Raw genomic sequence first — 24,044 nt, forward strand, 5'->3', positions numbered from 1 at the left:
GGGGGGGGGGGGGGGGGGGCCCCGCGGGGGGGGGGGGGGGGGGGGGGGGGGGGGGCCCCCGGGGCCCCCCCCCCCCCCGGGCAACGACGGGGCGCAGAGCGGCGCGGACACAGGGGGCGGGCGATGGCGGTGGCACGGCGAAGGGTCGGCACGTCGGCGCTGCGGACGGCGCAGTGGACGGCGGCCGGAGTGCTGGGCGGTACGGGCCTGCTCGGGCTGCTGCTGTTCGCGCTCGGCCGGGCGCAGGCCTGGCAGGCGCTCGGCGGCGGCCTGGTGGTGGCCGGCGCCTCGACGGTGCTCGGCGGCGCGCTGGGCTTCCTGTTCGGAGTGCCCCGGGTGAAGAGCGGCTCCGGTGAGCCGCAGGGCTCGTACGCGCCCAACACCAATCTGGAGCAGGTCTCCGACTGGCTGACCAAGGTGCTGCTGGGCGTCGGACTGACCCAGCTCGGCTCGCTCGGCGAGCGGCTGCACCAGCTCGGTACGGCGCTGGCGCCCGTGCTCGGCGGCACGGGTGCCGCGGCGCCGTTCGCGGCCGCGCTGGTGCTGTACTTCCTGGTCCTCGGCTTCCTGGCCGGCTGGCTGGTGACCAGGCTGGCGCTGCCGCGGGTGCTGACCGAGACGGACGAGGCGCTGGACCTCTTCCTGGCCGGTCAGGACCGCGACCGGCGGGGCGACAAGGTGGGCGCCGACGACCTGCGGGTGCGCGCGATGCAGCAGCTCGGGATACTCGGCGGCAGCGCCGGTCAACCCGACGCGCTGGCCGCCCAGTTGCCGCCCGCCACGGGTTCCCCGGCCGGGCCCGACGGCGTGGTGGCGGAGGTCCGCTCGACCGCGAAGCGCTCGGCGCTGACCGCCGACCGGGTGCGGGACCTCTTCGCGGACGGCACCGAGGGCCGCCGGATCCAGGCGCTCGCGCTGATGCAGGGCGATCCTGCGCTGGCGGACCTGTCGAGCGTGCTGGACGCGATCGAGCACCCTCGCTCGGGTTTCGAGCAGTACCACGCGCTGCTGGCCGCCCGGGGCCTGCTCTCCCGGCTGCCCGGCGCCGAGGCTCAGCGGCTGCGGGAGGCGGTGGCGGCGCAGCTGGTCGATCCGCGGGGGATTCCGTACGGGTCGGACCGCAGCTGGCTGGCGGAGAAGATCCTCTCCCGGTTGCCGGCGACGGCCTTCGTCCCGGCGCAGCCGACGACCGCCGCGGGGAGCGGCGCGCCCGCGGGCGCTGCGCAGGGCCCGGGGCAGGGCTCGGCACAGGGCCCGGGCGAGGGCACTGCGCCGGGAGCGGGGCAGTCGGACTCCTAGACGGTGAAGCGCAGTTCGGGCTGCTCCCACGGGGTCCGGGGCTGCGGCGGGCGGGTGCCGGTGCGCTCGGCGCCGAGCTGCAGGTAGAAGCCCTCGGCGGGCGGGTGCGAGACGACCTTGACCGCCGTGATCCCGGCGGCCCGGGCGCGGTCGAGCATGTCGGTGATCAACGCCCGTCCGATGCCCAGCCCTTGGGCCTCGTCGGCGACGAACATCAGCTCCAGTTCGGCCGGTTCGTGGATCAGCGCGTAGAAGCCGAGCAGTCGGTCGTCGGTGCGGTCCACGGCCATCCGGACTTCGTGGCGTTCGACGTAGTCCGGTTCCACGGCATAGCCGTCGATCATCGCGAAGTACGCCCCGCGGTAGGCGCTGGAGGCCTGGATCAGCGCGGTGAGCCGGTCGGCGTCGGCCGGTCGGGCGGGCCGGATCGTGGTCTCGCTCATGAGGTGAGTATAGGGGCGAATATGGTCAGCGACCATTACATCGGGCTCAGCGGTGGCGCCGGCGGCCGACGGGGGCGACGGCGGTCGGCAAGCCCGGTCGGCGGCCCGCAGCACCAGGACCCTCCGGGTGCGGGGGAGGGCCGCCGGGCTCTGCGGGCCGCCCAGCGATCACCCGGCAGCCCAGCTCGCGGGCCTCGGCGGCCAGGCCCGCCGCGCCGCCCGGGCAGTCCAGCAGCGGGCCGGGCAGGGCGGCGAGTCCGGCGCGGGTGAGGCCGAACAGGGCGCAGTACTCGTCCAGCGGACGGGAGGTGACCAGGACGTCCGGCTCCGGGGCGGGCTCCTGGGCCGCGGCGGTGATCACCTGGTCATCCGAACACGGGACCGCCCCGCCCGCATCCGAAGCGCATCCGGATGCGGGCGGGGCGGGCAGGGGGGCAAGGCAGGCGGTCAGGACGGGGCAGGCGGGGGCGAGCGGGGCTCAGCGGCCGAGCAGCCCCCGGGCGGCGGCCCGGTTGACGCCGGTCAGGCCGTGGACCAGCCGCGCGGTGAGGAAGATCAGCAGCACCCCGACCACCGAGAACGCGGCGATCTGCCCGGTGCCCTCGACGTAGTAGGCGTGCCGGACGTGGTGGCTGTCGGTGTAGTCGAACAGCTGGTAGCCGGGCCAGGAGGTGTAGCGCGGGAAGACCCAGTGGTAGACCGGGTAGAGCGCCATCGCCCAGCCGAGCACCAGGAAGGTCAGGGTCAGGCAGAAGCTGAACACCGCCCAGGGGAACATCACCAGCTGGTGCAGCGCGGCCCGCCAGCCCGCCCCGTCGGCCAGCCGCGCGGTGATCGCGCCCCAGTTGCCCGGACGCACCTGGCGCACCGGCGCCGGGCCGGGCACGTCCAGGGCGAGCATCCCGCGCACCCGGGCGCGCTCCGCCCGGCCCAGACCGCGGGCGACGGTGGTCAGGCCGGCCAGCACCGGGAGGCCGAGGACGGTGACGAAGGTGCCCACGCCGAGGCAGAACAGGGTGATCGAGACGGCGAAGCCGACGATCGCCACCGGCAGGCCGGTCAGCGCGTATCCGACCTCGCGGTAGTACTGCCGGGAGAACGGCGCGCGCCAGAAGCCCGGCGGCTGCTCGGTCCGGCGGGCCCGGGCCGGACGGGTTCCGTCGCCGTGATCGTCCCGGTCGTACCACTCCTGACCCAGCGTGCTGTTGCTCATCTCGCGGCCCCCGGCCCCTCGTTCTCGCGGTCTCCCGTACTGACGGACTTCAGTCTGGCCGACACGCGACCCGGACGGCATCCGGGGGACCGGCGGACCGGAGGTGGGGTTAACCCCCCTGCGGCGGGGCGAGCGGGCCGGTCCACTCGTCGGCGAGCAGCGAGTACTGGTACGAGTCGGACCAGACGCCGCCCTTGTACAGGTCGTGCCGGACCCGCCCCTCCAGCTGGAAGCCGAGCTTGGTGAGCACCTTGGCCGATGCCGTGTTGTCCACGTCGACCCGGGCGACCAGCCGGTGCAGGCCCAGCGGGCCGAAGGAGAGCCCGCAGAGCAGCCCGGCGATCTCGCCCGCGTAGCCGCGCCCCCACACCGGGCGGCTCAGCACGTAACCGAGGTGGGCGGAGCGGTACTTGCCGAGGGTGAGGCTGGCGTGCGCCACCGGCAGCGCGTCCTCCGGGTCCTCGGCGTCCTCGCGCCGGACGACGGCGAGCCGGTAGGTGTCCCGCTCCTCGGCCATCGCCTCCTCCAGGTAGAGCTCGATCTGGTCGGCGCAGGTTTCGCGGTCGCGCGGCTCGAAGGGGAGGTAGCGGGTCACCTCCGGGTCGCTGTACAGCGCGTGCAGCGCGTCCAGTTCCGCCGGGGTGTGGTGGTACTCGCGGAGGGCGAGCCTGGGACCGGTGAGGCGTACGGGGACCATGGCTGCCGACCCTACCCCCGTCCGGCGGCTACCGTTCGGAACATGAACGACGAAGACCTGCGGCTCGCCCCGCGCACCAGGGCCGCCGACCTGCTCACCTGGGCGGCGGCCGGACAGGACCGCGCGCCGGTGGCCGAGGCGCCGCTGCGCGCGGTGCTGGCGCTGCTGGAGCTGGGCGAGGGCAGGATGCACGACGGCTGGCCCGAACTGACCTCCGACGCGGTGGAGCACCTGCTGTACGAACGGCTCCACCTCTACGTCCAACCCGCGCCGGAGGAGGACCCGCTCGCGTACGGCGACGCCGTACGGCTGCTGGTCGACCACCAGCGGGCGGCGAAGCGGCTCAACGCCAAGCGCCAGGAACGGCTGCACGCCGAGGCCGAGTGGCAGGGCGAGGTCGCGGCCGGGCTGCTGCGCCGCGCCGACCTGGTGACCTGGCCCCGGCTGTACGCGGTGCTTCTGCACGCGCACGGGGTGGACGTGACGGACCTCGCGGCCGTACGGGACTGGCTGACCGGCTTCGCCGGCCTCGACGAGGAGGAACGGCTGGCCGGGTACGAGGCGCTGGTGCCGACCGGCTGGCTGGACGAGCCGGACGAGCAGGGCTGGGGGCCGGGCCGGGTGCTGTCGGTCGGCATGGCCACCGACGGGGCACGGCGGCTGCTGGAGCAGGGCCTGATGCGGCGCAGCTACCGCAACCTGGCCGAGCTGACTGCGCTGGGGCGGCCGATGCCGGACGAACTGGCCGGGGGCTTCGAGGAGTTCGAGGCGGCGGCGGCCGCGGTGGCGCTCGATCTGCTCGGCGAGTGGACGGTGCCCGGGCTGCCGCGACTGCTGGTGGAGGAGTTCCCGGAGCTCGCGCCGGAGCCGGGGGCGGAGGAGATCGAGGCGTACCTGGCGCAGTTGCCGCCGGAGTGAGACGGCGGGGAGCCCCTGGGCGAGCAGGCCCCGGGGGCTCCCCTCCGAGCCCGTTACGGGTTGAGGCCGCGCTGCTGGAGCCAGGGCTCCGGGTCGACCGGGGCGCCGCCGCCGGGGCGGACCTCCAGGTGCAGGTGCGGGCCGGTGACGTTGCCGGTCGCGCCGACCTTGCCGATCTGCTGGCCGGAGGTGACCTGGCCGGAGCCCTTGATGATCGAGGACAGGTGGCAGTACCAGATCTCGGTGCCGTCGGGCAGGGTCTCGACGATCCGGTAGCCGTACGCACCGGACCAGCCGGCCGAGGTGATGGTGCCCTGGCCGACCGCGTGGACCGGGGTGCCGGTGTCGGCGGCGAAGTCCAGGCCGGTGTGCAGATGGGCCCAGTAGCGGGCGCTCTGACCGTAGTGGGCGGAGAGGCTGTAGTCCTTCACCGGCAGGGTGAGGGCGGCGGCCTCGGCCCGCTCGGCCTCCTCGGCGGCGCGCTTGGCCTCGGCCTCCTTGGCGGCGGCCTTGGCCTCGGCCTCCTGGGCGGCCTGCACCCGGGCGCTCTCCTCGGCGGCGGTGCGCTGGCTGTCGGCCTGCTGCTGGATACGGGCGGCGAGCGCGAGTCCGGGGTCGGCGGCCAGGGCGACCGGGGTCTCGTCCGGGGCCTCGACGGCGGGCGCGGCGGCCGGGGTCGCGGAGGCGAAGCCGGTGGCGCCCAGGGTGGCGGCGACGGCGGTGACGCCGAGCAACGGGGAGGCCCCGCGGGTCTGACGCGGCATCCGGTGGCGGTTGGCCTCGGCCTCCGGGGCGAACGGGTCGGCGGGCCCGGCGTCGCGGGGCTCGGAGCCGTTCGGGCCGGGGTGGTCGAGGAGCTGGGTACCGGCTGCGGGGCCGGCCGGGTGTGCCGGGGTGTGCGTCGACGCCACGGAGGCGCGCTCCTTTCCTTCCTTCGCGCCTACCGGGTTAGCTGACGGGTTCGGAGCAGGAAGGTCTCCTACGGCCGGGCCGGAGCCCTGCCGATTCACCCCAAGGAACGGTTCCCCGGCTCCCTGACCTGCCCGGAGGCCGGCCGGCGGGATTAGGCGACGCGCACGGTGCCGTCTGGGTACGGCATTGACGACCGCGCTGCGTTATCAAACGTTAATCCTAGGAGGCCCTGATTCCAAGCCATCCGTCCGCGACGGCCGGGGAACAGGTGATCGGACGTCAACGAACGACCCCTCAACCGCCCGGCCCATCTGAGTACTCCTACTCATGTGCAGCCCGGCCGCCCCGCCGCATCCTGACGCCATGAGCGCACCGATGCAGTCACGCACCACGGCCGCGTACTACGCCCAGGCCGTCCTGTCCTTCGCCATCTCCGGCACGGCCCTCGCCGCCGGGATCGCCTACCTGCCCGTCGGCGGCTGGACCCGGGCCTTCCTCGGGATCGGTCTCCTCTACACCGTCACCTCCTCCTTCACGCTGGCCAAGGTGATCCGGGACCGGCAGGAGTCCTCGGACACCGTCGCCCGGGTCGACCAGGCCCGGCTGGAGAAGCTGCTCAGCGAGCACGACCCGTTCAGGGTCGAGGGGGCCTGAGCGGCGGCTTCCCGCGACCGGTGACGGCCTTGACGGCCTTGACGGCTAAGGCTATTAGCCGTAGCTTTATGGCTATCGGCAGCATCGAGCGAGCCAGTGGAGGCCCACCATGAACGGCACCGTCACCCCGAGCACCCAGTACCTCGACGTCCCCGGCGGCCGCCTCGCGTACGACGACACCCGGCAGGGCGACGGCGCCCCCGTCGTCCTGCTCCCCGGGATGCTCGACTCCCGTCGCGCGTACCGGCACCTCCACCCGCTGCTCACCGCGGCCGGACGCCGGGTCATCACCATGGACCTGCGCGGCTTCGGCGAGTCCTCGATCGCCTGGGACGACTACAGCCCCTCCGCCGTCGCCACCGACGTCCTCGCCCTGCTCGACCACCTCGCCATCGAGCGGGCCGTCCTGGTCGGGCAGTCCTACACCGGCGCGACGGTCGTCAAGCTCGCCGGGGACGCACCCCAGCGGGTCACCGGGATCGCGCTCATCGACGCCTTCGTCGAACACCGGACGAACGCGCTCATGAAGGGCGTCATGGCCGTCATGGGCGCCGCGATGGTCCGGTGGCCCGCGGTCTGGGGCTACTACCTCCGCAAGATGGCCTTCCCCGGCCCCCGGCCCGCCGACCTCGACGGCTACGTGGACGGGCTGGTCGCCGCCCTGCGGACCCCCGGCCGCAGGACCGCCACCCGCGGCCACGTCACCGGCGACTCCGCGCCGATCGGCTGGAGCGCGGCCGTCCGCTGCCCCGCCCTCGTGCTGATGGGCAGCAAGGACCCCGACTTCCCCGAGCCCGAGGCCGTCGCCGACCTCCAGGCCGAGAAGCTCGGCGCGCGGAAGGTCATGATCGAGGGATCCGGCCACTACCCGATGGCCGACAACCCGCAGGCCGTCGCCGACGCCCTGCTGCCCTTCCTCGCCGAACTCGCCTGAGCCCGCCCGGACCCGCCTCCTTCACTCTTCACGCACCACGGAGAACCCGAAGCCATGCCCCGCGTAGGACTGACCCCCGAGCAGGTCGTCGACCACGCCCTCGCCCTCATCGACGAGCAGGGCGCCGAAGCCCTCACCCTGGCCTCCGTCGCCGCCCGCGCCGGAGTCGCCACCCCCTCGCTGTACAAGCACGTCAGCGGCGGGCTCGCCGAACTCCGCCGGCTCGTCGCCGTCCGGGTCACCGGGGAACTGGCCGACCGGCTCGCGGAGGCCGCGCTGGGGCGCAGCGGGGACGACGCCGTCACGGCAGTCCTGCGCGCCTACCAGGCCTACGCCACCGAACACCCCCACCGCTACACGGCCCTCCCCCAGGCCCCCCAACCCGACGACGACCTCACCCGCGCGGCCACCCGCCTCGTCGGCGTCATCGTCGCCGTCCTGCGCGGCTACGGCCTCGACGGCGCCGAGGTGATCCACGCCGCCCGCACCGTCCGCTCCCTCGCCCACGGCTTCGCCGCCCTCTCCATCACCGGCGCCTTCCAGCTCGCCGAGGACGTCACCACCACCCACGACCGCCTCATCACCACCCTCACCACCGGCCTCCACTCGTGGCCGAAGGCGGCGGAATAGGAAGTCGGCCCCGTCGACTTCCCACACCCCACCCGCCCGGCGGACCGGCCCGCCGGCGCCGCAGCGGCGCATGCGAGGAGACAGCGGCAAACGGCGCCCCGGTGCGGGTGGTTACGTGGCGGCGAGCGGGCGCGTGAGGAGTCGGGTCCGTCGACTTCGCGGGGGTGGGGTGGGGACGGGTGCGGCCGTCGGGGGTGGAAATGGGGTATGAAGATTTGGTGCCCATCCCCGAGGACGAGAGCCGGACGAGCGGCCGCAGCCCGATGCGCTGCGTCCGCTTATTGCTGGGTTGCACCAGTGCTGCCGAGTTGCTCGGCACCGTGCTCGCGGAGGGGCCGGGATGGATCACCGGGGAGGGCTCGGCGCTCTATCTGCTGGACTCCGCGGGGATGCTGCGGCTGACCGCCTCGCACGGGTTGCCGGACTGGGCGCACGAGCGGTACGGGCTGGTGGATCCGGCCGGGGACCTGCCGGCCGCGATGGCGCTGCGGCTACGGCGCCCGTACCTGCTGAGCCCGGAGCACACCAGCATCGACTACCCGAACCGGAACGCCGGCATGGGGACCGGGATGGTCGCGGTGGTGACCCTGCCGCTGGTGGTGGACGAGCGGGAGATCGGGGTGCTGGCGCTCGCGCTGGCGCACCGGGGCACCGTGCCGCCGCGGGACCTGGACGTGTTGGAGACGATCGCCGGGGCCTGCGCCCACCGGCTGCACCACCTGCTCGACCACGTGGGGGACCGGGCGGACGACCGGCCGCCGCGGGAGGCGGGGCCGGATCCGGCGCTGGCGCACCCGCTGCTGTCCCTCGCGGTGCGGGCCGCCGGGCACGGTGCCTTCGAACGCGACCTGGTCACCGGGGAGAGCTACTGGGACGCCGCCGCGTTCGCGGTCGCCGGCCGGCCGGTGGCCGCGGACGGGGCCGCGCCGGAGCTGGAGCGGATCGTCCACCCGGAGGACCTGCCGGACGTGCAGGCCGCCCTGGCGGAGGCGCTGGCGAGCGGCGGGCGCTACCGGATCGGCTACCGGGTGCTGCGCCGGGGCGGGAAGGTGGCGCGGGTCGAGGAGTCCGGTGAGGTGATGCTGGACGTGCACGGCCGCCCGGTGCGGATCGCCGGGCTGCTCGCCGACGTGGACCACCGCGGGGAGCGGCACGCCGGTGCGCGGCGCGACCCGGCCGGGGCCCGGACGGCGCTGCTGCTGTCGCTCACCCGGGCGCTGTCCCGCGCGGTGACCGTACGGGACGTCACCGCCGCCGTCACGGACGTCGCCCGCCCGGCCTTCGGCGCCTCCGGCATCGTGCTGGACCTGGTGGACGAGGGCCGGCTGCTGCCGGTCTCGCACACCGTGTACGGCGGCCCGCGCCGCGCCGAGCTGACCCGGCTGGCGGAGCTGTCCGAGGGGGTGATGCAGCGCTCGCTGGCCCGCTCGGCCCCGCTGTTCAGCGAGCCCGGCGGCAAGCCGGGGAGCGCGGACGCCCCGGCCGCCTGGGCGGTGCTGCCGCTGGTCGCCTCGGGCCGGCAGGTCGGCTCCTGCCTGATCACCTTCGCCGCCGAGCGCGCCTTCAGCCGAGAGGACCGCACCCTGTACTCGGCCTTCGCCGGCATCCTGGCGCAGTCCCTGGAGCGGGCCCGGCTGTACGACACCCACCACCACCGGGCCGGTGAGCTGCAGCGCGCGATGCTGCCGCGCACCCTGCCCCGGCTGCCCGGGATCGCCACCGCCGCCCGCTACCTGCCGAGCACCGAGGGCATGCAGATCGGGGGCGACTGGTACGACCTGCTGAAGCTGCCGGACGGCCGGATCGGGCTGGTGATCGGCGACGTACAGGGCCACAACGCCGAGGCCACCGCGGTGATGGGCCAGCTGCGCAGCGGGTTGCGGGCGTACGCGACGGACGGGCACGACCCGGCCGCCACGCTGGCCCGGACCAGCCGGCTGCTGGCCGAGATGGACACCGAGCTGTTCGCGACCTGCCTCTACCTGACCCTGGACCCGGCGGACGGCAGCCTGACCGCGGCCCGGGCCGGGCACCCGGCGCCGGTGCGGATCGCCGCCGACGCCACCGCCGTCGAGCTGGAGCTACCGGGCGGCCCGCCGCTGGGGGTGGACCCGGAGCAGCCGTACCCGCTGGCGACCGGACGGCTGGCGGGCGGCGAGACGCTGCTGGCGTACACCGACGGGCTGGTGGAGGACCGCGAGGAGGACTACGACGAGTCGGTGCAGCGGATGCTCGGCGGGCTGGAGCTGTGGGCCCGGCAGACCGGTCCGGGGCGGATCGGCCCGGCGCCGGCGCTGGAGCGGCTGGCCGATCTGCTCACCCTGAACGTGACCGAGCGCCGGTCCCGGCCGGACGACGTGGCGCTGCTGCTCCTGCACCGGATGCCGCCCGTTCCGTGAGGCGGGGCACCGAACCGCTCCCTGTACGGAATGTCGTCCGTTCAACAACGGCGTGCACACCAAATCCACACATCCCAGGATGCGAATCAGCCATCACCGGTCCTGTCGAAGCGGGCCGGAAGACCCTGGACGAACGACCGGAGGGCTCGTCGGGGCGGTGGGATCGCGCCCGAACGACACCGGGATGACGGCATATTGACTCGATATTGACGAGATCCAGTCACATGGCGAGATCCGTTCACACCTTCGTAGGATCATCGCCCTAGAATTCGCCGCGTGACGATGACTCAGTGGTGCGCAACGGCTACCGGCGTGCTCGCCGTCCTCGCCCTCGTGGCCGCCTCGCGGTACCGCGCCGTGTCCGTCACCCAGCGCGGCCGGGCCGACCGGCTGGAGGGCGAACTCGCCGGGCTCCAGGAGCAGCTGGCCTCCGAGCTGTCCCGCCGGGGCGCCGACCTGGCCGCCGTCCAGCAGGAGCAGGAGCTCACCGCCTCCACCCAGCGGGCCTTCCTCAGCGTGGCCCGCAGGATCCTCGTCATGGCCCACGACCAACAGGCGCTGCTCGACGAGATGGAGCGCACCCACGACGACCCGGCGCTGCTGGAGGGCCTGCTCAAGGCCGACCACGCCGCCGCCCAACAGGCCCGGCTGGCCCAGACCCTGGCCGTGCTGTGCGGCGCCCGGGCCGGGCGGCACTGGCCGGAGCCGGTCTCGCTGGAGGACGTGGTGCGGGGCGCCCAGTCGCGCATCCTGCCGTTCCAGCGGGTGGTGGTCCGCAGCCGGATCGAGACCGCGGTGGTCGGCGCCGCCGCCGAGGCGCTGATCCACGCCATCGCCGAACTGCTGGACAACGCCACCCGCTACTCCCCGCCCAGCACCCAGGTGTTCGTCACCCTGATGCCGGTGCACAACGGCGCCGTCATCGAGATCGACGACGGCGGCGTCGGCATGCCCGAACAGGCCGTCGCCAAGGCCGCCGCCGCGCTCGCCGGGGGCAGCAGCCTGGAGGTCTCCCGGCTCGGCGAGGTGCCGCAGCTGGGGCTGGCCGCGGTCGGCCGACTGGCCGAGAGCTACGGCTTCCGGGTCACCCTCAGCTCGGCGCCCTCGCCGTACGGCGGTGTGCGCGTCGTCGTGCTGCTGCCGAACGCCCTACTCACCGAGCCGCTTCCGCCGACCGTCCCCGGGCTCGGGCTCGGCGGGGACGACCCGGCGTTCACCCCGGACCCGCAGCCGGCCGCCGGCGGCGGTCACCCGCTGGTGGAGCCCCCGCCCACCGGTCGGCCGGCCGCGACCGGCGACGCCCCGCCGCCACTGCCCCGCCGGAGCCACCGGCGCGACCGCGGGAACCGCACCGCCCAGCACGCCACTCCTCCGCCGCCGCCCGAACCGCCGTACCGCTCGGCCCGGGACGCGCAGGCGTTCATGTCGATGTTCCAGGCCGGGACCGCCAACGGCCGGTCGGCCGCCCGCGCCCGGGGCCGGTCCCCCGGCCCGCACTGACCGTTCCCGCCCCGTTTCCCCCGAGTTCCCCCGGCTTCCCCGACTTCCCCAGCGCTCCGGAGAGTTCCATGACCACCACCCCCGATCTCGGCTGGCTGCTCGCCGACATCATCGCCGTCCCGCAGGTCCAGCACGCGGTCGTCGTCTCCAACGACGGCCTGGAGATCGGCCGCAGCGCCGACATCGCCCGCGAGGACGCCGAACGGCTCGCCGCCGCCTGCTCCGGACTGCAGTCGCTGGCCCGCGGCGTCGCGGCCGGTTTCGGGGGCCCGGGCAGCGCCACCCGCCAGATCATCATCGAGTACGGCGGCGGTTACCTGTTCATCGTCGCCGCCGGGGCCGGTGCCCACCTGGCCGTGGTGACCAGCGAGGCGGTCGACGCCGGGCTGGTCGCGTACCAGATGCAGGTCCTGGTCGAGCGGATCGGCACCCACCTGACCAGCCCGCCGCGCGTCGACCACGCGGCGGGGGGTCACCGGTGAACGGGCCGGTCCGGCCCTACGTGATCACCGGCGGCCGCAGCCGCCCCACCCGCCCCGACCTGGCGATCGAGAGCCTGGTCAGCGCGTTATCCGAGCCCCCGGCGCTGCCCGAGCACGTCCTGCTCAACCGGGAGCACCGGCGCATCCTCGGGCTCTGCCACAGCCTGCTGTCCGTCGCCGAGGTGGCGGCCCACCTGGGGCTGCCGCTCGGCGTCGTCAAGGTGCTGGTCGGCGACCTCTGGGACCTCGGCGCCGTGCAGGTGCTCCCGCCCGTCCCGCAGGCCGAACGCCTGCCCACAACCCTCCTGGAAGAGGTGCTCGTTGGCCTCCGCCAACTCCGCTGAAGCCCCCGCCTCCCGGCCGTCCGGGCCGCAGTACCTGCCGTCCTCGGTGCAGGGGGCGGTGAAGATCCTGGTCACCGGCCCGTTCGGGGTCGGCAAGACCACCCTGGTCGGCTCGCTCAGCGAGATCACCCCGCTGCGCACCGAGGAGACCATGACCGCCGCCAGCAGCGGCGTGGACGACCTCACGGGGCGCGGCGACAAGACCACCACCACGGTCGCCCTGGACTTCGGCCGGATCACGCTCAACTCCCGGCTCGCGCTGTACCTGTTCGGCACGCCCGGGCAGCAGCGGTTCTGGCCGCTGTGGGACGACCTGTCGCGCGGCGCGCTCGGCGCCATCGCGATGGTCGACCTGCGCCGGCCGGACGAGAGCTTCGACGTCCTCGGCCGGCTGGAGGAGCAGCGCATCCCCTTCGCGGTGGCGGTCAACACTTTCCCCGACACGCCGAGTTACCCGGAGGAGGAGCTGCGCTCGGCGCTGGACCTGCTGCCTGACGTGCCGATCCTCTACTGCGACGCCCGGGACCGGCGGCAGTCCTACGACCTGCTGATCGACTTCGTCGACCACCTGCACCGCAGCTCCCTCCTGGAGCTGCAACCGTGACCGCACCCGAGCCACCCCGGGCACCTGGCGGCTGCCCGGTCGCGCACGGTGCCGCGCACGGCGGCGGCCCGGCCCCGTACGGTGGCGGGCTGCCGACGGGCGTCCCGCTGACCCCGCTGTACGGGCAGGCCGTCGCCGACGACCCGCACGGCCTGTACGCCCGGCTGCGCGAGCGCTACGGGCCGGTCGCACCGATCGAGCTGGAGCCCGGGGTGGAGGCCTGGCTGGTCCTCGGCTACGGCGAACTGCTCGAACTCACCCGCAACGAGGCGCTGTTCTCCAAGGACTCGCGGCACTGGCGGGTCCCCTCCGAAGGCCGGCTGGCCCCCGACTCGCGGCTGCAGCCGATGACCGCCTGGCGCCCCACCCTGCTCAACCTGGACGGCGCCGAGCACCAGCGGCTGCGCGCGGCCGTCTCGGACACCCTGGCCCAGATCGACCACCGGCAGCTGCGCGAGACCACCGAGGCCGCCGCCAACGGGCTGATCGACAGCTGGGGCCCGGACGGCACCGCCGACCTGATCGGCCAGTACGCCCGCGCGCTGCCGCTGCTGGTCTCGACCCAGCTGGTCGGCCTGCCCACCGGCAGCGGGCCGCGGATGATCGAGCTGATCAGCCACTTCGTCGACAGCGGGCCCGAATCGGTGCGCGCCGCCGGGGAGTTCCAGTCGACCCTGGCCGAGCTGGTCCGGCACCGCCGGGGCGCCCCCAGTGCCGACCTCACCTCCTGGCTGCTCGCCCACCCGGCCGCGCTGACCGACGAGGAGGCGGTGCACCACCTGGTGGTGCTGATGATCGCGGGCAACGAGACCTGCATCAACTGGATCGGCAACACCCTGCGGCTGCTGCTCACCGACCGGCGCTTCCGGGCCACCCTGACCGGCGGGCGGCTCACCGTCTCCGACGCGCTGGAGGAGGTGCTCTGGCGCGACCCGCCGACCCAGAACTTCCCCGGCCGCTGGGCCACCGGGGACACCGTGCTCGGCGGCCAGTACGTCAGCGCCGGCGACATGCTGGTGCTCGGCCTGGCCGCGGCCAACGCCGACCCGGCCGCCCAGGGCGCCGCCTCGGCCGCGCAGAGCTCGCTCGGCGGCAACCGGGCCCACCTGGCCTGGGGCGCGGGCCGGCACGTCTGCCCGGCCCAGCACCCGGCCCGGATCATCGTCGAAACCGCGATCGAGACCCTGCTGCACCGCCTTCCCGACCTCCAACTCGCAGTACCGGCTGGCGAGTTGGCCTGGCGACCGTCCCCCTGGTCGCGGGCCCTGGTCGCCCTGCCGGTGCTCTACAGCGCCTTCACCCCGCCCCGCCCGCCAGCCCCCGAAAGGCCCGCATGGACACCGCCGACGACTCCCGCGGCTCCCGACCCGAGCCCGTCCGGCTCGACCCCTTCGGACGCGACCAGCACGGAGAGAACGCCCGGCTCCGAGCAGCCGGCCCGGCCGTCCTGGTGGAACTCCCTGGTGGGGTGGTGGTCTGGGCGGTAACCCACCACGACACCCTGCAGTCGCTGCTGGCCGACCCCCGGGTCGGAAAGAACCCCGCGCTGTGGACCACCTTCCGGGAGGGACGGCTGCCGCACGGCTGGCCGCTGCTCAACTTCGTCACCGTACCCGGCATGATCACCGCGGACGGCGAGGACCACAAGCGGCTGCGCGGGCTGGTCAGTCAGGCCTTCACGCCGCGCCGGACAGCCGCGCTGGCCCCCGCCGTCGAGGCCCGGACGCTCGCCCTGCTGGACGCGGTGGCGGAACTCGACGGCCCGTTCGACCTGCGCGAGCACTTCGCCTACCCGCTGCCGATGCAGGTGATCGGCGAACTGCTCGGCCTCGCGGCGGAGCAGCAGGACCGGCTGCACGCACTGTCCGACACCCTGGTCTCCAGCTCCGCCACCCCGGAGGCGGCCCTCGCCGCCCAGCGGGACCTGAACGGGCTGCTGGCCTCCGTGGTGGCGGCCAAGCGGGCCGAGCCCGGCGACGACCTGACCACCGACCTGATCGCCGCCCGCGAGGCCGGGGACGGGCTCAGCGAGGCGGAACTCGTCGGCACCCTGCTGCTGATGCTGGTCGCCGGGCACGAGACCACCCTTAACCTGATCACCAACGCGGTCCGGGCCCTGCTCGCCCACCCCGACCAGCTGCGGCTGGTCCTGGACGGCGCGCAGCCGTGGTCGGCGGTGGTGGAGGAGACGCTGCGCTACGACTCGCCGGTCGGCCAGTTCCCGCTGCGCTACGCGATCGAGGACATCGAGGTCGGCGACACGGTGATCCGGCGCGGGGAAGCGCTGCTCGCCTCGTACGCGGCGGCCGGACGCGACGGCGGCCACTACCCGGACGCCGACCGCTTCGACCTCACCCGGCAGCCCGCCCGGCACCTGTCGCTCGGCCACGGCCCGCACTTCTGCCTCGGCTCGGGGCTGGCCCGGCTGGAGGCGGAGACGGCGCTGCGGCACCTGTTCGGGCGGTTCCCGGGGCTGGCCCTGGCAGAGGGCGAACGGCCGGAGCCGATCGGCTCGTTCGTGAGCAACAGCGTGCGGACCCTGCGGGTGACGGCCCGAGGGTGATGGTTCGCCCTGCGGGGTTACCTGAGGGCGGCCCGGTCGTTCGGCAGGGCATGAAGAAACTCGCCACCCTGGCCGCCCTCACCATGGCGGGCCTCGTCCTCGCCGCCCCGGCGGCCTCCGCCGCCAGCCGGATCGCCAGCTCGCCGGACGCCACCGGCGGGCTCACCGACGGGCTCGAACTCTCCCCCGCCGACCTCGCCCTGAAGACCGCGAGCAAGCTCCCGGTGGTCGGCCACACCGCCGACGAGGTGGAGGCGATCGGCACCAACCAGATGTCCCACCCGGGGCTCAGCGGGCAGATCAACCCCTGATCGGCCGCCATCCGACCGGCCGCCACCCCACCGTTCGCCGTGGGCCGGGCGGCTGACCGACCCCCGTCCGGTCAGCCGCCCGTCGCACCCGGTGCGCTCAGCCCGTGAAGAGGCCGTTGAGCTCCGGGTAGGTCAGTCCGCCGTCCAGGGAGGCGTACGTGCCGCTCGCGTACACCTCCTCGGCCGCGCGGCGGACCGCCGCGTAGGCCACCTTGGCCAGTCCCGGGCCCAGGCTGATCCGGGCCACGCCGAGCCCGGCAAGCTCGGCGACCGACGGGGAGCCGGGGGCGGCGAGCACGTTCAGCGGGGCCGGGACGGCCCCGACCAGGGCGGCGATGGTCTCCGGGTCGGCGACGCCGGGGACGAACACGCCGTCCGCGCCCGCCTCGACGTACGCCCGCAGCCTGCGGACCGCCTCGTCGAGCCGGCCCCCGGGCTCGCCCAGGCCGTGCAGGAAGACGTCGGTGCGGCCGTTGACGAACAGCGGGACGCCCGCCGCGTCGGCCGCCGCCCGGGCGGCCGCGATCCGCTCGGCGGCCTCCTGCGGCGTGTGCTCCGCGTCCTCCAGGTTCACCCCGACCGCGCCGGTGGCGAGCAGCGCGGTGACGGTCTCGCCGACCCCGGCCGGGGTGTCCGCGTAGCCGCTCTCCAGGTCCGCGGTGACCGGCAGGTCGACCGAGCGGACCACCTCGGCGGTGCGGGCCAGCACCTGCTCGCGGTCGGCGCCGCCGCCGTCCGGACTGCCGAGCGACCAGGACACGCTCGCGCTGGCCGTCGCCACCGCCCGCGCCCCGGCGCCGACCACCAGCCGGGCGCTCGCCGCGTCCCACACGTTGGCCAGCACCACCGGCTCGCCCGGGCGGTGCAGCTCCCTGAGCAGCCGGGCCTTCTCCCGCTGGGTGGTCGTCGCGGCCCCGCTCACTTCGCGGCCGGGCTCATGCGGGTGGACACGCCGATCCGGTTCCAGGCGTTGATGGTGGCGACCAGCGCGATCAGCTGGGCCAGCTCGGCCGGCTCGAAGTGGGCGGCGGCCTCGTCGTACACCGCGTCCGGCACGTGGCCCCGGGTCAGCAGGGTGACCGACTCGGTGAGGGCCAGGGCGGCGCGCTCGCGGGCGGTGAACCAGGGGGTCTCGCGCCAGGCCGGGAGGGAGACCAGGCGGTGGTCCTGCTCGCCGTTCTTGCGGGCGTCGGTGGCGTGCATGTCGATGCAGAAGGCGCAGCCGTTGATCATCGAGGCGTGCACCTTGACCAGTTCGGCGAGGACCGGGTCCAGGCCCTGCCGGGAGGCCCGGTCCACGGCGATCATCGCCTTGTAGAAGTCGGGGGCGAGCCCGTCCATCCGCAGGCGCTGCTCGGGGGCCGGCACGGTCATGTTCGGGGTGCTGTTCGTCGTCACGGTGGCCAGCCTAGGAGTCCACTGGCCCGCATCCCTGGTGCATTCGCCGCCCGTCTCCTTGGGCCACTTCCGGTATGCGAACAGGCGTGCGAGGATCACTGGCAGGGATCTTCGGCAGGACTGCGGCAGGGGGAACGGGACGGTGTGCACGGCCTTCGTCAGCATCGATCCGGAGGCGGCGGTACCGGTGCTGCTGCTGTCCGTCCGGGACGAGTACCTCGGACGCGCCTGGCTGCCGCCGGACCACCACTGGCCGCAGCGGCCCGAACTGCTCGGCGGACTGGACCTCGCGGCCGGCGGCACCTGGCTGGCCGTCGACCCGGCCCGGCGCACCGCCGCCTGCCTGCTCAACGGCTTCGGCCCGCTCGCCCCCGCCGGCACCCGGCTCAGCCGCGGCGAACTGCCGCTCACCGCCGTCCGCGAGGGCGGGATCGGGCACCTCGACCTGACCCCGTACGATCCCTTCCACCTCGTCCAGGTCCGCCCCGACGGCGCCCGCGTCACCAGCTGGGGCGGCGGACTGCTCACCGAGCACGAACTGCCCGCCGGGCTCAGCGTGGTGCTCAACGACGGACTGGAGGGGATGGCCGCCAACCGCACCGCCTCCGAGCGGATCCGGTCCCTCATGGCCGCGCGTGCCGACCACTTCCGGGCCCGCTTCGCCGCCGCGCCCCGACCGGGACCGGCCGCCGAGGGGGCGACCGAGCGGGCCTGGGGCGACTGGCTGCCGATCGTCGCCGGCGACGGGCTGGCGCTGGACGAGGACACCGCGCTGATCCAGCGCCGGGACTTCGGCGACGGGCGGATCTGGGGGTCCTCCTCGATCTCCCTGCTGGCGCTCGGACCGGAGCTGCTGCGCTACGACTTCGCGTCCGCGCCGGTGCCGGGCGACGGGTCGGGGTGGCGGCGGGTGGACGTGGCGGCGGCGGGTGGGGGACTGGACCGGGCGTTCCCGGAAAGGACTTGAAACTGACGCTGCGGGAGGCTGCACCGTGGGTGTCCGTCGACCCCTCGTCCTCGAAGGAGCCCCCCGATGGACCGACCGCGCCGACCGTCCGCTCTGCTGCCGGCCGTCCTGGCCGTCGCCCTGCCGCTGGTGGGCGCCCCGGCGACGGTGACCGCCGGAGTGCTGCTCGGCGGCGCCGTGCACCGGGCCGTACCGTCCGCCACCGCGCCGTCGCCCGGACTGCCGGGCGTCGTGGCCGGGCTGCTGGTCCGGGCTGCCGGGGGCCGGTGACTCGGAGCCGGTGACACCCGGACATACGCTCGATGAACTTCTGACGGCGGGGCTGCCGGGCGTCTACATGCCGGTAGTAGCTTCGCGGAGGCCCCCGGAATCGGCGGGCCGCAGACCCCGAGCGAAGGTGCGCGATGTCCACCCTGACCTACCCGGAAGCGATAGGCGTCGGCCTGCTGCAGGGTGTGACGGAACTCTTCCCGGTCTCCAGCCTGGGCCACAGCATCCTGCTCCCGGCCGTCATCGGCGGGAAGATCCAGCGCGACCTCGACATGACCGCCGACGGCTCCTCCTACCTCGCCGCGCTGGTCGCCCTGCACCTGGCCACCGCGCTCGCCCTGGTGGTGTTCTTCTGGCGGGACTGGGTCCGGGTGGTCAGCGGACTGTTCGGCTCGATCCGGCACCGCCGGGTGCGGACCCGGGACGAGAAGCTCGCCTGGCTGCTCGTCATCTCCACCATCCCGGTCGGCGTGGCCGGCCTCGTCCTGGAGAAGGCACTGCGGCACGCGCTCGGCAAGCCCGTCCCGGCCGCAGTGTTCCTGGCGCTCAACGGACTGGTGCTGCTGGGCGCCGAGCGGCTCAAGCGCGGAGGCTCCGGCCGCCGCCGGGCCGGGCACGCCGCCCCCGTCGACGCGCCGGGCCTGGACCCGGCGGTCGCCTCCGACGTCCGGCTGACCAGGCTCGGTTACGGCCGGGGCGCCTGGATCGGCGCCGCCCAGATCCTCGCGCTGTTCCCCGGCATCAGCCGCTCCGGCGTCACCATGAGCGCGGGCATCCTGCGCGGGCTGCACCACGAGGACGCCGCCCGGTTCTCCTTCCTGCTCGCCACCCCCGTCATCCTGGCCGCCTCGGTGCTGAAGGTGCCCGAGCTGTTCAAGCCGGAGAACTCCGCCGTCCTCGGCCCGGTCGCCGCCGGCAGCGTCGCGGCGTTCGTGGCCGGCTACGTCTCGGTGCGCTTCCTGACCAAGTACTTCGAGACCCGCAGCCTGACCCCGTTCGCGGTCTACTGCTTCCTGGCCGGCGTCGGCAGCGCGGTGTACCTGTCGCTCTGAGCCCCCGTTCGGACGGATTCGCGCCCGCCGACCGGCCGCGTCGGCGACGATGTCCCCGACAGGGCGGGTGACTTCACGGCGGGAGGACAGGTGCTCAAGGTGGTCGAGGGCAAGGCGGCGGTCGTCACGGGCGGCTCCCGGGGCATCGGACGGGCGATCGTCGAACGACTGGCGCGCGAGGGCGCGGACGTCGTCCTCGGCTACGCCGAGGACGAGGCGGCCGCCGAAGCGGTGGTCGGCGCGGTGGCGGCGGCCGGCGGACGCGCCTGGGCGGTACGGGCCGACCTCGGCGTGGCGGGCGCCGCCGAGCAGCTGATGGCCGCGGCGGAGGAGCGCCTCGGCGGGCTGGACATCCTGGTCAACAACGCCGCGAAGTCCTTCACGCCCACTCCGCTCGCGGACCTCGACGACGCGGCCTTCGACGCCGTCCTGAGCGTCAACACCCGCGCCGTGTTCGCCACCGTCCGCTACGCGGCCCGCCGGATGCGCGACGGCGGACGGATCGTCAACATCTCCAGCATCAACACCGCCCGCGCCGTCCCCGGCGTCGCCGCGTACGCCGCCAGCAAGGGCGCCGTCGAGCAGCTCACCGCCGTCGCCGCGGCCGAACTCGGCCCGCGCGGCATCACCGTCAACACCGTCTCTCCCGGCGCCACGGACACCGACCTGCTGCGCGGCACCAACCCGCCCGAGGCCCTCGAACGGGTCGCGGGCGTGACCCCGCTACGCCGGCTCGGACAGCCCGAGGACATCGCCGACGTGGTCGCCTTCCTGGCCGGGCCGGACGCCCGCTGGATCACCGGGCAGAACCTCCGGGCCACCGGCGGCCTGGGCTGACCGACGGCAGCCCGACGGGCCGTCCGGCAGGTGCCGGACGGCCCGTCGGCGTTCACGTCCACGCGGTGAACGGTTGCGCGGTGTGCGGCTACCCGGTGAGGCCGAGGGCGGCCAGCCGGGTCGGGTCGGTGAGGATGTCCAGACCGGTGATCCGGCCGTCGTGGATGGTGAACGACATGACCGACAGCGCGCGGCCGCCGGCGAAGGACACCACCCCGGGTGAGCCGTTGACCAGCACCAGGCGCGCCTCGGCGGCGAAGCGGGCGAAGGTGACCGCCTGCGCGGCGACGTCCGCCGCACCCCGGCGCAACACGCCCGGCACCAGCGTGCCGCCGTCGGAGCGGGCCAGCACCTCCGGGTCGAGCACGGCCAGCAGGGCGTCGAAGTCGCCGCCCCGGGCGGCGGTCAGGAAGGCCTCCACCACCGCGCGCTTGCGGCTGTCTTCGGTGTCGGCAGCCGGGGTGGCGCCCCGGACCCGGCGGCGCGCCCGGGAGGCCAGCTGGCGGGTCGAGGCCGAGGTGCGGCCGAGCACCTCGGCGATCCCGTCGAAGGGCACGTCGAACATGTCGTGCAGCACGAAGGCCAACCGCTCCGCCGGGGAGAGCGTCTCCAGGACCACCATCAGCGCGATCCCCACCGAGTCGGCGACCAGGATCCCGTGCACCGGGTCCGACGTCGCCAGCCCGCTCACCACCGGGTCCGGCAGCCGTACCTGTCCCTCCGGCTCGGGCAGCGGGTCCTCCCGGCGGGAGGACCGGGAGCGCAGCTGGTCCAGGCAGACCCGCCCGACCACGGTGGTCAGCCAGGCCCCCAGGTTGCGCACCTCCGCCACGTCAGTGCGGCTGAGCTTCAGCCACGCCTCCTGGACGGCGTCCTCGGCCTCGGCCACCGAACCGAGCATCCGGTAGGCCACGGACCGCAGGTGGGGGCGCTCCGCCTCGAACTGCCGGGCCAGGAGGTCCGCTCGGGAGATCTCCCCGCTCATCTGTCACATCCTCGCGTCGGGATCCGTCGGTTCAGTGACGGACGCTAACCGACGCGGTCCGGGACGCCGCCGCCGGCCACCGCAACGAGGAGCAGCTCTCCACGATCGTCCTGGTGACCGGCCCGATCGGCCTGACCGACTTCTCCAGCCGGGCCCGCACCACCGTCGAGGAGCCCGCCGGCGCCTCCCGGTGAGCCCGCGCGGCACGGGACAATGGGCCCGTGAACGGCTCCTGGACCTCCTTCGGCGGCGACCTGCACCTGGACCTCACCGAGCGGCGCACCTCCGGCACCGGACTGCGGGCCGCCCTGGAGGACGCGCTGCGAGAGGCCGTCCAGGACGGACGGCTCGCGCCCGGGACCCGGCTGCCCTCCTCCCGGGCCCTCGCCGAGGACCTCGGCATCGCCCGCAACACCGTGGTCGAGGCGTACGGCCAGCTCACCGCCGAGGGCTGGCTCGACTCCCGGCAGGGCTCCGGCACCACCGTCGCCCGGCGGGCCGCCCCCTCGCCCGCCGTACGGACCGCCAAGCCGCGGGCCCGGCGGCCGGCCGTCCGGCACGACCTGACGTCCGGGCGGCCCGACCTCTCGCTGTTCCCCCGCACCGCCTGGCTCGCCGCCGCCCGCCGCGCGCTCGCCACCGCGCCGCACGAGGCTCTCGGCTACGGCAGCCCGCTCGGCCGGATCGAACTGCGGGAGGCCCTCACCCACTACCTGGCCCGGGTCCGCGGCGTGCGCACCGACCCGGACCACCTGCTGATCTGCAGCGGAGTCCAGCAGGGCCTGGGCCTGCTCTGCGCGGCGCTGCGGGAGCGCGGGGCCCGGTCACTGGCCGTCGAGGCGTACGGGCTGCCGCCGCAGCACGCCGTGGTACGGGCCGCGGGGCTGTCCACCGTCGCGCTGCCGCTGGACTGCGAGGGCGCGCTGGTCGAGCGGCTCGACGCCCGCTGCGGGGCCGCCCTGCTCACCCCCGCCCACCAGTACCCCACCGGCGCCCCGCTGTCCGCCGACCGGCGGGCGGCAGCGGTGCGGTGGGCGCGCGAACAGGACCGGTACGTGGTCGAGGACGACTACGACGGCGAGTTCCGCTACGACCGGCAGCCGCTCGGCGCCATGCAGGCGCTCGACCCGGAGCGGGTGGTGTACGCCGGGACGGCCGCCAAGAGCCTCGCCCCGGGCCTGCGGCTGGCCTGGCTGGCGCTGCCGGACGCGCTGGTCGAACCGGTCGCCCGGCTGAAGGTGCTGGCCGACACGATGTCCCCGGTGCTGGATCAGCTCACGCTGGCCGAACTGATCACCTCGGGAACGTACGACCGGCACGTGCGGCGCTGCCGGCTGCACTACCGGCGCCGCCGCGACCGGCTGGTCGCGGCCCTCGCCGAACACGCCCCGCACGTCCGGGTCACCGGGATCGCGGCCGGCCTCCACGCCGTCCTCCAACTCCCGCCCGGGGCCACGCCGGAGGCCGAACTCCTGGCCCGCGCGGAGGCAGCCGGGCTGGCCCTCAGCGGCCTCGGCTGGCACCGCGCCGACCCGCGGGCGCGGGAGGCGGAGGATGCCGGGCCCGCCCTGGTGATCGGCTACGCGACCCCGGCGGAGCACGCCTTCCCGGCTGCCCTGGAGGCCCTGTGCGGGGTGCTCCGCACGGGGTGAGGGAACGCCGGACGTCCGCCTCCGACGGGGGCGGAGGCGGACGTGCCCGGGGGGCTAGTGGTGCCGGTTGCCCAGTTCGAACAGCAGCATGATGAAGCCGGCGAAGACGTGGATGCCCGCGGTGTAGATGACCAGGCGGAGGTAGACCCGCTTGTTGGCCCACTTGCCGGCGTCCATGGTCTTCGGGCCGGTGGCGGTGTCGGCGGCGCCGACCGGGACGGCGGCGGTAGTGGCGGTGGTGGTGGGATCGGCCATGGGGATCTCCTCCGATGGGGCTGACGGCAGGTCAGTGGGTCGCGGCGGGGCCGCCGCCGAGGCAGAGTTCGCCGCCGGGGCTCTGCAACAGGGTGTGGATGAAGAGCAGTTCGACGCCGGAGCCGGACTCGGCGGCGATGCAGTGCGGGGTGAGCGAGTCGTAGTGGGCGGAGTCGCCGGGGGCGAGGTGGTGGACGCGGTCGCCGAGGGTCACCCGCAGCTCCCCGCGCAGTACGTACAGCCACTCCTCGCCGGGGTGGACCCGGACCACCGCGTCCTGGACGCCCGGCGGCACGTGCACCCGCAGGGCCTGCATGGCACGGCCGGGGGCGCCGGCCCGGCGGTAGCCCCAGCCGCCGGCCCGGCCGGGCTCGATGGCGCCGCCGCGGACCACCGGGTCCGGCTCGACCACGGCCTCGCCGAGCAAGCCGGAGACCGAGGTGCCGTAGGCGCGGGCGAGGCCGAGCAGCACGGGCAGCGAGGGCTGGCGGCGGCCGGTCTCCAGCCGGGACAAGTAGGCTGGGGAGAGGCCGACCCGGCCCGCCGCGACCTCCAGGGTGAGCCGACTGCTCAGCCGGTGCTCGCGGAGACGGGCGGCGAGTCCGGCGACCTCCTGGTCGCCGAGCTGGTCGCCGACGTCGGGGGTGCCGGTGGAACTGGTGGTCATGTGACCAGTGGACACCTGCCCTGCCGCTGGGGCAAGAAACTTGCCTCTGAGGCAAACC

At 74.9% G+C, this 24,044-nt stretch carries 28 protein-coding genes and 1 riboswitch; of the genes, 18 read left to right on the plus strand and 10 right to left on the minus strand.

Going from position 1 to position 24,044, the window contains the following annotated elements; translation table 11 throughout:
- The first annotated feature begins 123 nt into the window (after nt 1-123).
- Nucleotides 124-1,299, plus strand: coding sequence for a hypothetical protein (locus tag ACH4J0_RS31360; protein WP_396244171.1), 1,176 nt, complete (start codon nt 124-126; stop codon nt 1,297-1,299).
- On the opposite strand, the gene ACH4J0_RS31365 is transcribed toward ACH4J0_RS31360, so the two are convergent.
- The 4 genes from ACH4J0_RS31365 to ACH4J0_RS31380 all read right to left on the minus strand — a co-directional run bounded on the left by ACH4J0_RS31365 (nt 1,296) and on the right by ACH4J0_RS31380 (nt 3,652).
- The gene (locus tag ACH4J0_RS31365) at nt 1,296-1,742 is read right to left on the minus strand and encodes a GNAT family N-acetyltransferase (RefSeq protein WP_396244172.1); all 447 of its coding nucleotides are present in this window, start codon (nt 1,740-1,742) and stop codon (nt 1,296-1,298) included. The genes ACH4J0_RS31360 and ACH4J0_RS31365 overlap by 4 nt on opposite strands.
- Nucleotides 1,743-1,788: 46 nt before the next feature.
- A complete protein-coding gene (locus tag ACH4J0_RS31370) occupies nt 1,789-2,103 on the minus strand; it encodes a hypothetical protein (protein ID WP_396244173.1) in 315 nt (104 codons plus the stop codon).
- Nucleotides 2,104-2,220: 117 nt separating this feature from the next.
- The gene (locus ACH4J0_RS31375; RefSeq protein WP_396244175.1) at nt 2,221-2,955 is read right to left on the minus strand and encodes a sensor domain-containing protein; all 735 of its coding nucleotides are present in this window, start codon (nt 2,953-2,955) and stop codon (nt 2,221-2,223) included.
- A 109-nt stretch (nt 2,956-3,064) separates the two neighbouring features.
- Nucleotides 3,065-3,652 carry a GNAT family N-acetyltransferase gene (locus ACH4J0_RS31380; protein WP_396244177.1) on the minus strand — a complete coding sequence of 196 codons (588 nt, stop codon included), beginning with the start codon at nt 3,650-3,652 and terminating at the stop codon, nt 3,065-3,067.
- 42 nt (nt 3,653-3,694) lie between these two features.
- On the opposite strand from ACH4J0_RS31380, the gene ACH4J0_RS31385 reads away from it, so the two are divergent.
- A complete protein-coding gene (locus ACH4J0_RS31385) occupies nt 3,695-4,570 on the plus strand; it encodes a hypothetical protein (RefSeq protein ID WP_396244178.1) in 876 nt (291 codons plus the stop codon).
- A 53-nt stretch (nt 4,571-4,623) separates the two neighbouring features.
- Here the strand turns inward: ACH4J0_RS31385 and ACH4J0_RS31390 are convergent, their stop codons facing one another.
- Nucleotides 4,624-5,481 (minus strand): M23 family metallopeptidase, encoded by an 858-nt coding sequence (locus tag ACH4J0_RS31390; RefSeq protein ID WP_396244179.1) that lies wholly within the window; start codon nt 5,479-5,481, stop codon nt 4,624-4,626.
- 12 nt (nt 5,482-5,493) lie between these two features.
- A riboswitch (cyclic di-AMP (ydaO/yuaA leader) is annotated at nt 5,494-5,650 on the minus strand.
- A 195-nt stretch (nt 5,651-5,845) separates the two neighbouring features.
- Here ACH4J0_RS31390 and ACH4J0_RS31395 point away from each other — a divergent pair.
- The 11 genes from ACH4J0_RS31395 (at nt 5,846) to ACH4J0_RS31445 (ending at nt 15,903) form a co-directional block, all read left to right on the plus strand.
- Nucleotides 5,846-6,136, plus strand: a complete 291-nt coding sequence (locus ACH4J0_RS31395) for a YiaA/YiaB family inner membrane protein (protein WP_396244180.1) — start codon at nt 5,846-5,848, stop codon at nt 6,134-6,136.
- A 109-nt stretch (nt 6,137-6,245) separates the two neighbouring features.
- Complete coding sequence (locus ACH4J0_RS31400; protein WP_396244181.1) at nt 6,246-7,070, plus strand: alpha/beta fold hydrolase; 825 nt, start codon at nt 6,246-6,248, stop codon at nt 7,068-7,070.
- A gap of 54 nt (nt 7,071-7,124) precedes the next feature.
- A complete protein-coding gene (locus ACH4J0_RS31405) occupies nt 7,125-7,700 on the plus strand; it encodes a TetR/AcrR family transcriptional regulator (protein ID WP_396244182.1) in 576 nt (191 codons plus the stop codon).
- Nucleotides 7,701-7,918: 218 nt separating this feature from the next.
- Complete coding sequence (locus tag ACH4J0_RS31410) at nt 7,919-10,099, plus strand: SpoIIE family protein phosphatase (protein WP_396244183.1); 2,181 nt, start codon at nt 7,919-7,921, stop codon at nt 10,097-10,099.
- A gap of 282 nt (nt 10,100-10,381) precedes the next feature.
- Entirely contained in the window at nt 10,382-11,599 is a 1,218-nt protein-coding gene (locus ACH4J0_RS31415) for a sensor histidine kinase (RefSeq protein ID WP_396244249.1), read from the plus strand.
- 68 nt (nt 11,600-11,667) lie between these two features.
- Nucleotides 11,668-12,081: a roadblock/LC7 domain-containing protein gene (locus tag ACH4J0_RS31420; RefSeq protein ID WP_030289775.1), complete on the plus strand. Its 414-nt coding sequence runs from the start codon at nt 11,668-11,670 to the stop codon at nt 12,079-12,081.
- On the plus strand, nt 12,078-12,425 hold the full coding sequence (locus tag ACH4J0_RS31425; RefSeq protein ID WP_270145152.1) for a DUF742 domain-containing protein: 348 nt from the start codon (nt 12,078-12,080) through the stop codon (nt 12,423-12,425). The genes ACH4J0_RS31420 and ACH4J0_RS31425 overlap by 4 nt, the downstream gene beginning before the upstream one ends.
- Nucleotides 12,403-13,029, plus strand: coding sequence for a GTP-binding protein (locus ACH4J0_RS31430; protein WP_396244185.1), 627 nt, complete (start codon nt 12,403-12,405; stop codon nt 13,027-13,029). The genes ACH4J0_RS31425 and ACH4J0_RS31430 overlap by 23 nt, the downstream gene beginning before the upstream one ends.
- Nucleotides 13,026-14,516: a cytochrome P450 gene (locus ACH4J0_RS31435; protein WP_396244186.1), complete on the plus strand. Its 1,491-nt coding sequence runs from the start codon at nt 13,026-13,028 to the stop codon at nt 14,514-14,516. Before ACH4J0_RS31430 ends, ACH4J0_RS31435 begins: the two co-directional genes overlap by 4 nt.
- Nucleotides 14,501-15,592, plus strand: a complete 1,092-nt coding sequence (locus tag ACH4J0_RS31440; protein WP_396244187.1) for a cytochrome P450 — start codon at nt 14,501-14,503, stop codon at nt 15,590-15,592. Before ACH4J0_RS31435 ends, ACH4J0_RS31440 begins: the two co-directional genes overlap by 16 nt.
- A 50-nt stretch (nt 15,593-15,642) precedes the next feature.
- The gene (locus ACH4J0_RS31445; RefSeq protein ID WP_396244188.1) at nt 15,643-15,903 is read left to right on the plus strand and encodes a hypothetical protein; all 261 of its coding nucleotides are present in this window, start codon (nt 15,643-15,645) and stop codon (nt 15,901-15,903) included.
- 97 nt (nt 15,904-16,000) lie between these two features.
- On the opposite strand, the gene ACH4J0_RS31450 is transcribed toward ACH4J0_RS31445, so the two are convergent.
- Both ACH4J0_RS31450 and ACH4J0_RS31455 read right to left on the minus strand, forming a co-directional pair.
- Nucleotides 16,001-16,825 carry an isocitrate lyase/phosphoenolpyruvate mutase family protein gene (locus ACH4J0_RS31450; protein WP_396244189.1) on the minus strand — a complete coding sequence of 275 codons (825 nt, stop codon included), beginning with the start codon at nt 16,823-16,825 and terminating at the stop codon, nt 16,001-16,003.
- A complete protein-coding gene (locus tag ACH4J0_RS31455; protein ID WP_396244250.1) occupies nt 16,822-17,277 on the minus strand; it encodes a carboxymuconolactone decarboxylase family protein in 456 nt (151 codons plus the stop codon). The genes ACH4J0_RS31450 and ACH4J0_RS31455 overlap by 4 nt, the downstream gene beginning before the upstream one ends.
- Before the next feature lie 166 nt (nt 17,278-17,443).
- Here ACH4J0_RS31455 and ACH4J0_RS31460 point away from each other — a divergent pair, with 166 nt between their 5' ends.
- The 4 genes from ACH4J0_RS31460 (at nt 17,444) to ACH4J0_RS31475 (ending at nt 20,427) form a co-directional block, all read left to right on the plus strand.
- Nucleotides 17,444-18,268 carry an NRDE family protein gene (locus ACH4J0_RS31460; RefSeq protein ID WP_396244191.1) on the plus strand — a complete coding sequence of 275 codons (825 nt, stop codon included), beginning with the start codon at nt 17,444-17,446 and terminating at the stop codon, nt 18,266-18,268.
- Between the two features lie 66 nt (nt 18,269-18,334).
- Complete coding sequence (locus ACH4J0_RS31465; RefSeq protein ID WP_396244192.1) at nt 18,335-18,538, plus strand: hypothetical protein; 204 nt, start codon at nt 18,335-18,337, stop codon at nt 18,536-18,538.
- 134 nt (nt 18,539-18,672) lie between these two features.
- Entirely contained in the window at nt 18,673-19,590 is a 918-nt protein-coding gene (locus ACH4J0_RS31470; protein WP_396244193.1) for an undecaprenyl-diphosphate phosphatase, read from the plus strand.
- Between the two features lie 99 nt (nt 19,591-19,689).
- Nucleotides 19,690-20,427, plus strand: coding sequence for a glucose 1-dehydrogenase (locus ACH4J0_RS31475; RefSeq protein ID WP_396244251.1), 738 nt, complete (start codon nt 19,690-19,692; stop codon nt 20,425-20,427).
- Between the two features lie 88 nt (nt 20,428-20,515).
- Here ACH4J0_RS31475 and sigJ read toward each other — a convergent pair whose 3' ends face one another.
- On the minus strand, nt 20,516-21,412 hold the full coding sequence (gene sigJ / locus ACH4J0_RS31480; protein WP_396244194.1) for an RNA polymerase sigma factor SigJ: 897 nt from the start codon (nt 21,410-21,412) through the stop codon (nt 20,516-20,518).
- A 221-nt stretch (nt 21,413-21,633) separates the two neighbouring features.
- On the opposite strand from sigJ, the gene ACH4J0_RS31485 reads away from it, so the two are divergent.
- A complete protein-coding gene (locus tag ACH4J0_RS31485) occupies nt 21,634-23,064 on the plus strand; it encodes a PLP-dependent aminotransferase family protein (RefSeq protein ID WP_396244196.1) in 1,431 nt (476 codons plus the stop codon).
- A 54-nt stretch (nt 23,065-23,118) separates the two neighbouring features.
- Here the strand turns inward: ACH4J0_RS31485 and ACH4J0_RS31490 are convergent, their stop codons facing one another.
- Both ACH4J0_RS31490 and ACH4J0_RS31495 read right to left on the minus strand, forming a co-directional pair.
- Nucleotides 23,119-23,319 (minus strand): DUF6126 family protein, encoded by a 201-nt coding sequence (locus ACH4J0_RS31490; protein ID WP_396244198.1) that lies wholly within the window; start codon nt 23,317-23,319, stop codon nt 23,119-23,121.
- 31 nt (nt 23,320-23,350) lie between these two features.
- Entirely contained in the window at nt 23,351-23,986 is a 636-nt protein-coding gene (locus ACH4J0_RS31495; protein ID WP_396244199.1) for a helix-turn-helix domain-containing protein, read from the minus strand.
- Nucleotides 23,987-24,044 lie beyond the last annotated feature (58 nt).

The organism is Kitasatospora sp. NPDC017646, assembly GCF_044329365.1.
Classification (GTDB): domain Bacteria; phylum Actinomycetota; class Actinomycetes; order Streptomycetales; family Streptomycetaceae; genus Kitasatospora.

Bases quoted from the DNA above. Each gene is read 5' to 3' on its own strand.
- ACH4J0_RS31360 (WP_396244171.1), top strand. From the start codon at position 124: ATGGCGGTGGCACGGCGAAGGGTCGGCACGTCGGCGCTGCGGACGGCG.
- ACH4J0_RS31365 (WP_396244172.1), bottom strand. From the start codon at position 1,742: ATGAGCGAGACCACGATCCGGCCCGCCCGACCGGCCGACGCCGACCGG.
- ACH4J0_RS31375 (WP_396244175.1), bottom strand. From the start codon at position 2,955: ATGAGCAACAGCACGCTGGGTCAGGAGTGGTACGACCGGGACGATCAC.
- ACH4J0_RS31380 (WP_396244177.1), bottom strand. From the start codon at position 3,652: ATGGTCCCCGTACGCCTCACCGGTCCCAGGCTCGCCCTCCGCGAGTAC.
- ACH4J0_RS31385 (WP_396244178.1), top strand. From the start codon at position 3,695: ATGAACGACGAAGACCTGCGGCTCGCCCCGCGCACCAGGGCCGCCGAC.
- ACH4J0_RS31395 (WP_396244180.1), top strand. From the start codon at position 5,846: ATGAGCGCACCGATGCAGTCACGCACCACGGCCGCGTACTACGCCCAG.
- ACH4J0_RS31400 (WP_396244181.1), top strand. From the start codon at position 6,246: ATGAACGGCACCGTCACCCCGAGCACCCAGTACCTCGACGTCCCCGGC.
- ACH4J0_RS31405 (WP_396244182.1), top strand. From the start codon at position 7,125: ATGCCCCGCGTAGGACTGACCCCCGAGCAGGTCGTCGACCACGCCCTC.
- ACH4J0_RS31415 (WP_396244249.1), top strand. From the start codon at position 10,382: ATGACTCAGTGGTGCGCAACGGCTACCGGCGTGCTCGCCGTCCTCGCC.
- ACH4J0_RS31420 (WP_030289775.1), top strand. From the start codon at position 11,668: ATGACCACCACCCCCGATCTCGGCTGGCTGCTCGCCGACATCATCGCC.
- ACH4J0_RS31445 (WP_396244188.1), top strand. From the start codon at position 15,643: ATGAAGAAACTCGCCACCCTGGCCGCCCTCACCATGGCGGGCCTCGTC.
- ACH4J0_RS31455 (WP_396244250.1), bottom strand. From the start codon at position 17,277: ATGACCGTGCCGGCCCCCGAGCAGCGCCTGCGGATGGACGGGCTCGCC.
- ACH4J0_RS31465 (WP_396244192.1), top strand. From the start codon at position 18,335: ATGGACCGACCGCGCCGACCGTCCGCTCTGCTGCCGGCCGTCCTGGCC.
- ACH4J0_RS31470 (WP_396244193.1), top strand. From the start codon at position 18,673: ATGTCCACCCTGACCTACCCGGAAGCGATAGGCGTCGGCCTGCTGCAG.
- sigJ (WP_396244194.1), bottom strand. From the start codon at position 21,412: ATGAGCGGGGAGATCTCCCGAGCGGACCTCCTGGCCCGGCAGTTCGAG.
- ACH4J0_RS31490 (WP_396244198.1), bottom strand. From the start codon at position 23,319: ATGGCCGATCCCACCACCACCGCCACTACCGCCGCCGTCCCGGTCGGC.
- ACH4J0_RS31495 (WP_396244199.1), bottom strand. From the start codon at position 23,986: ATGACCACCAGTTCCACCGGCACCCCCGACGTCGGCGACCAGCTCGGC.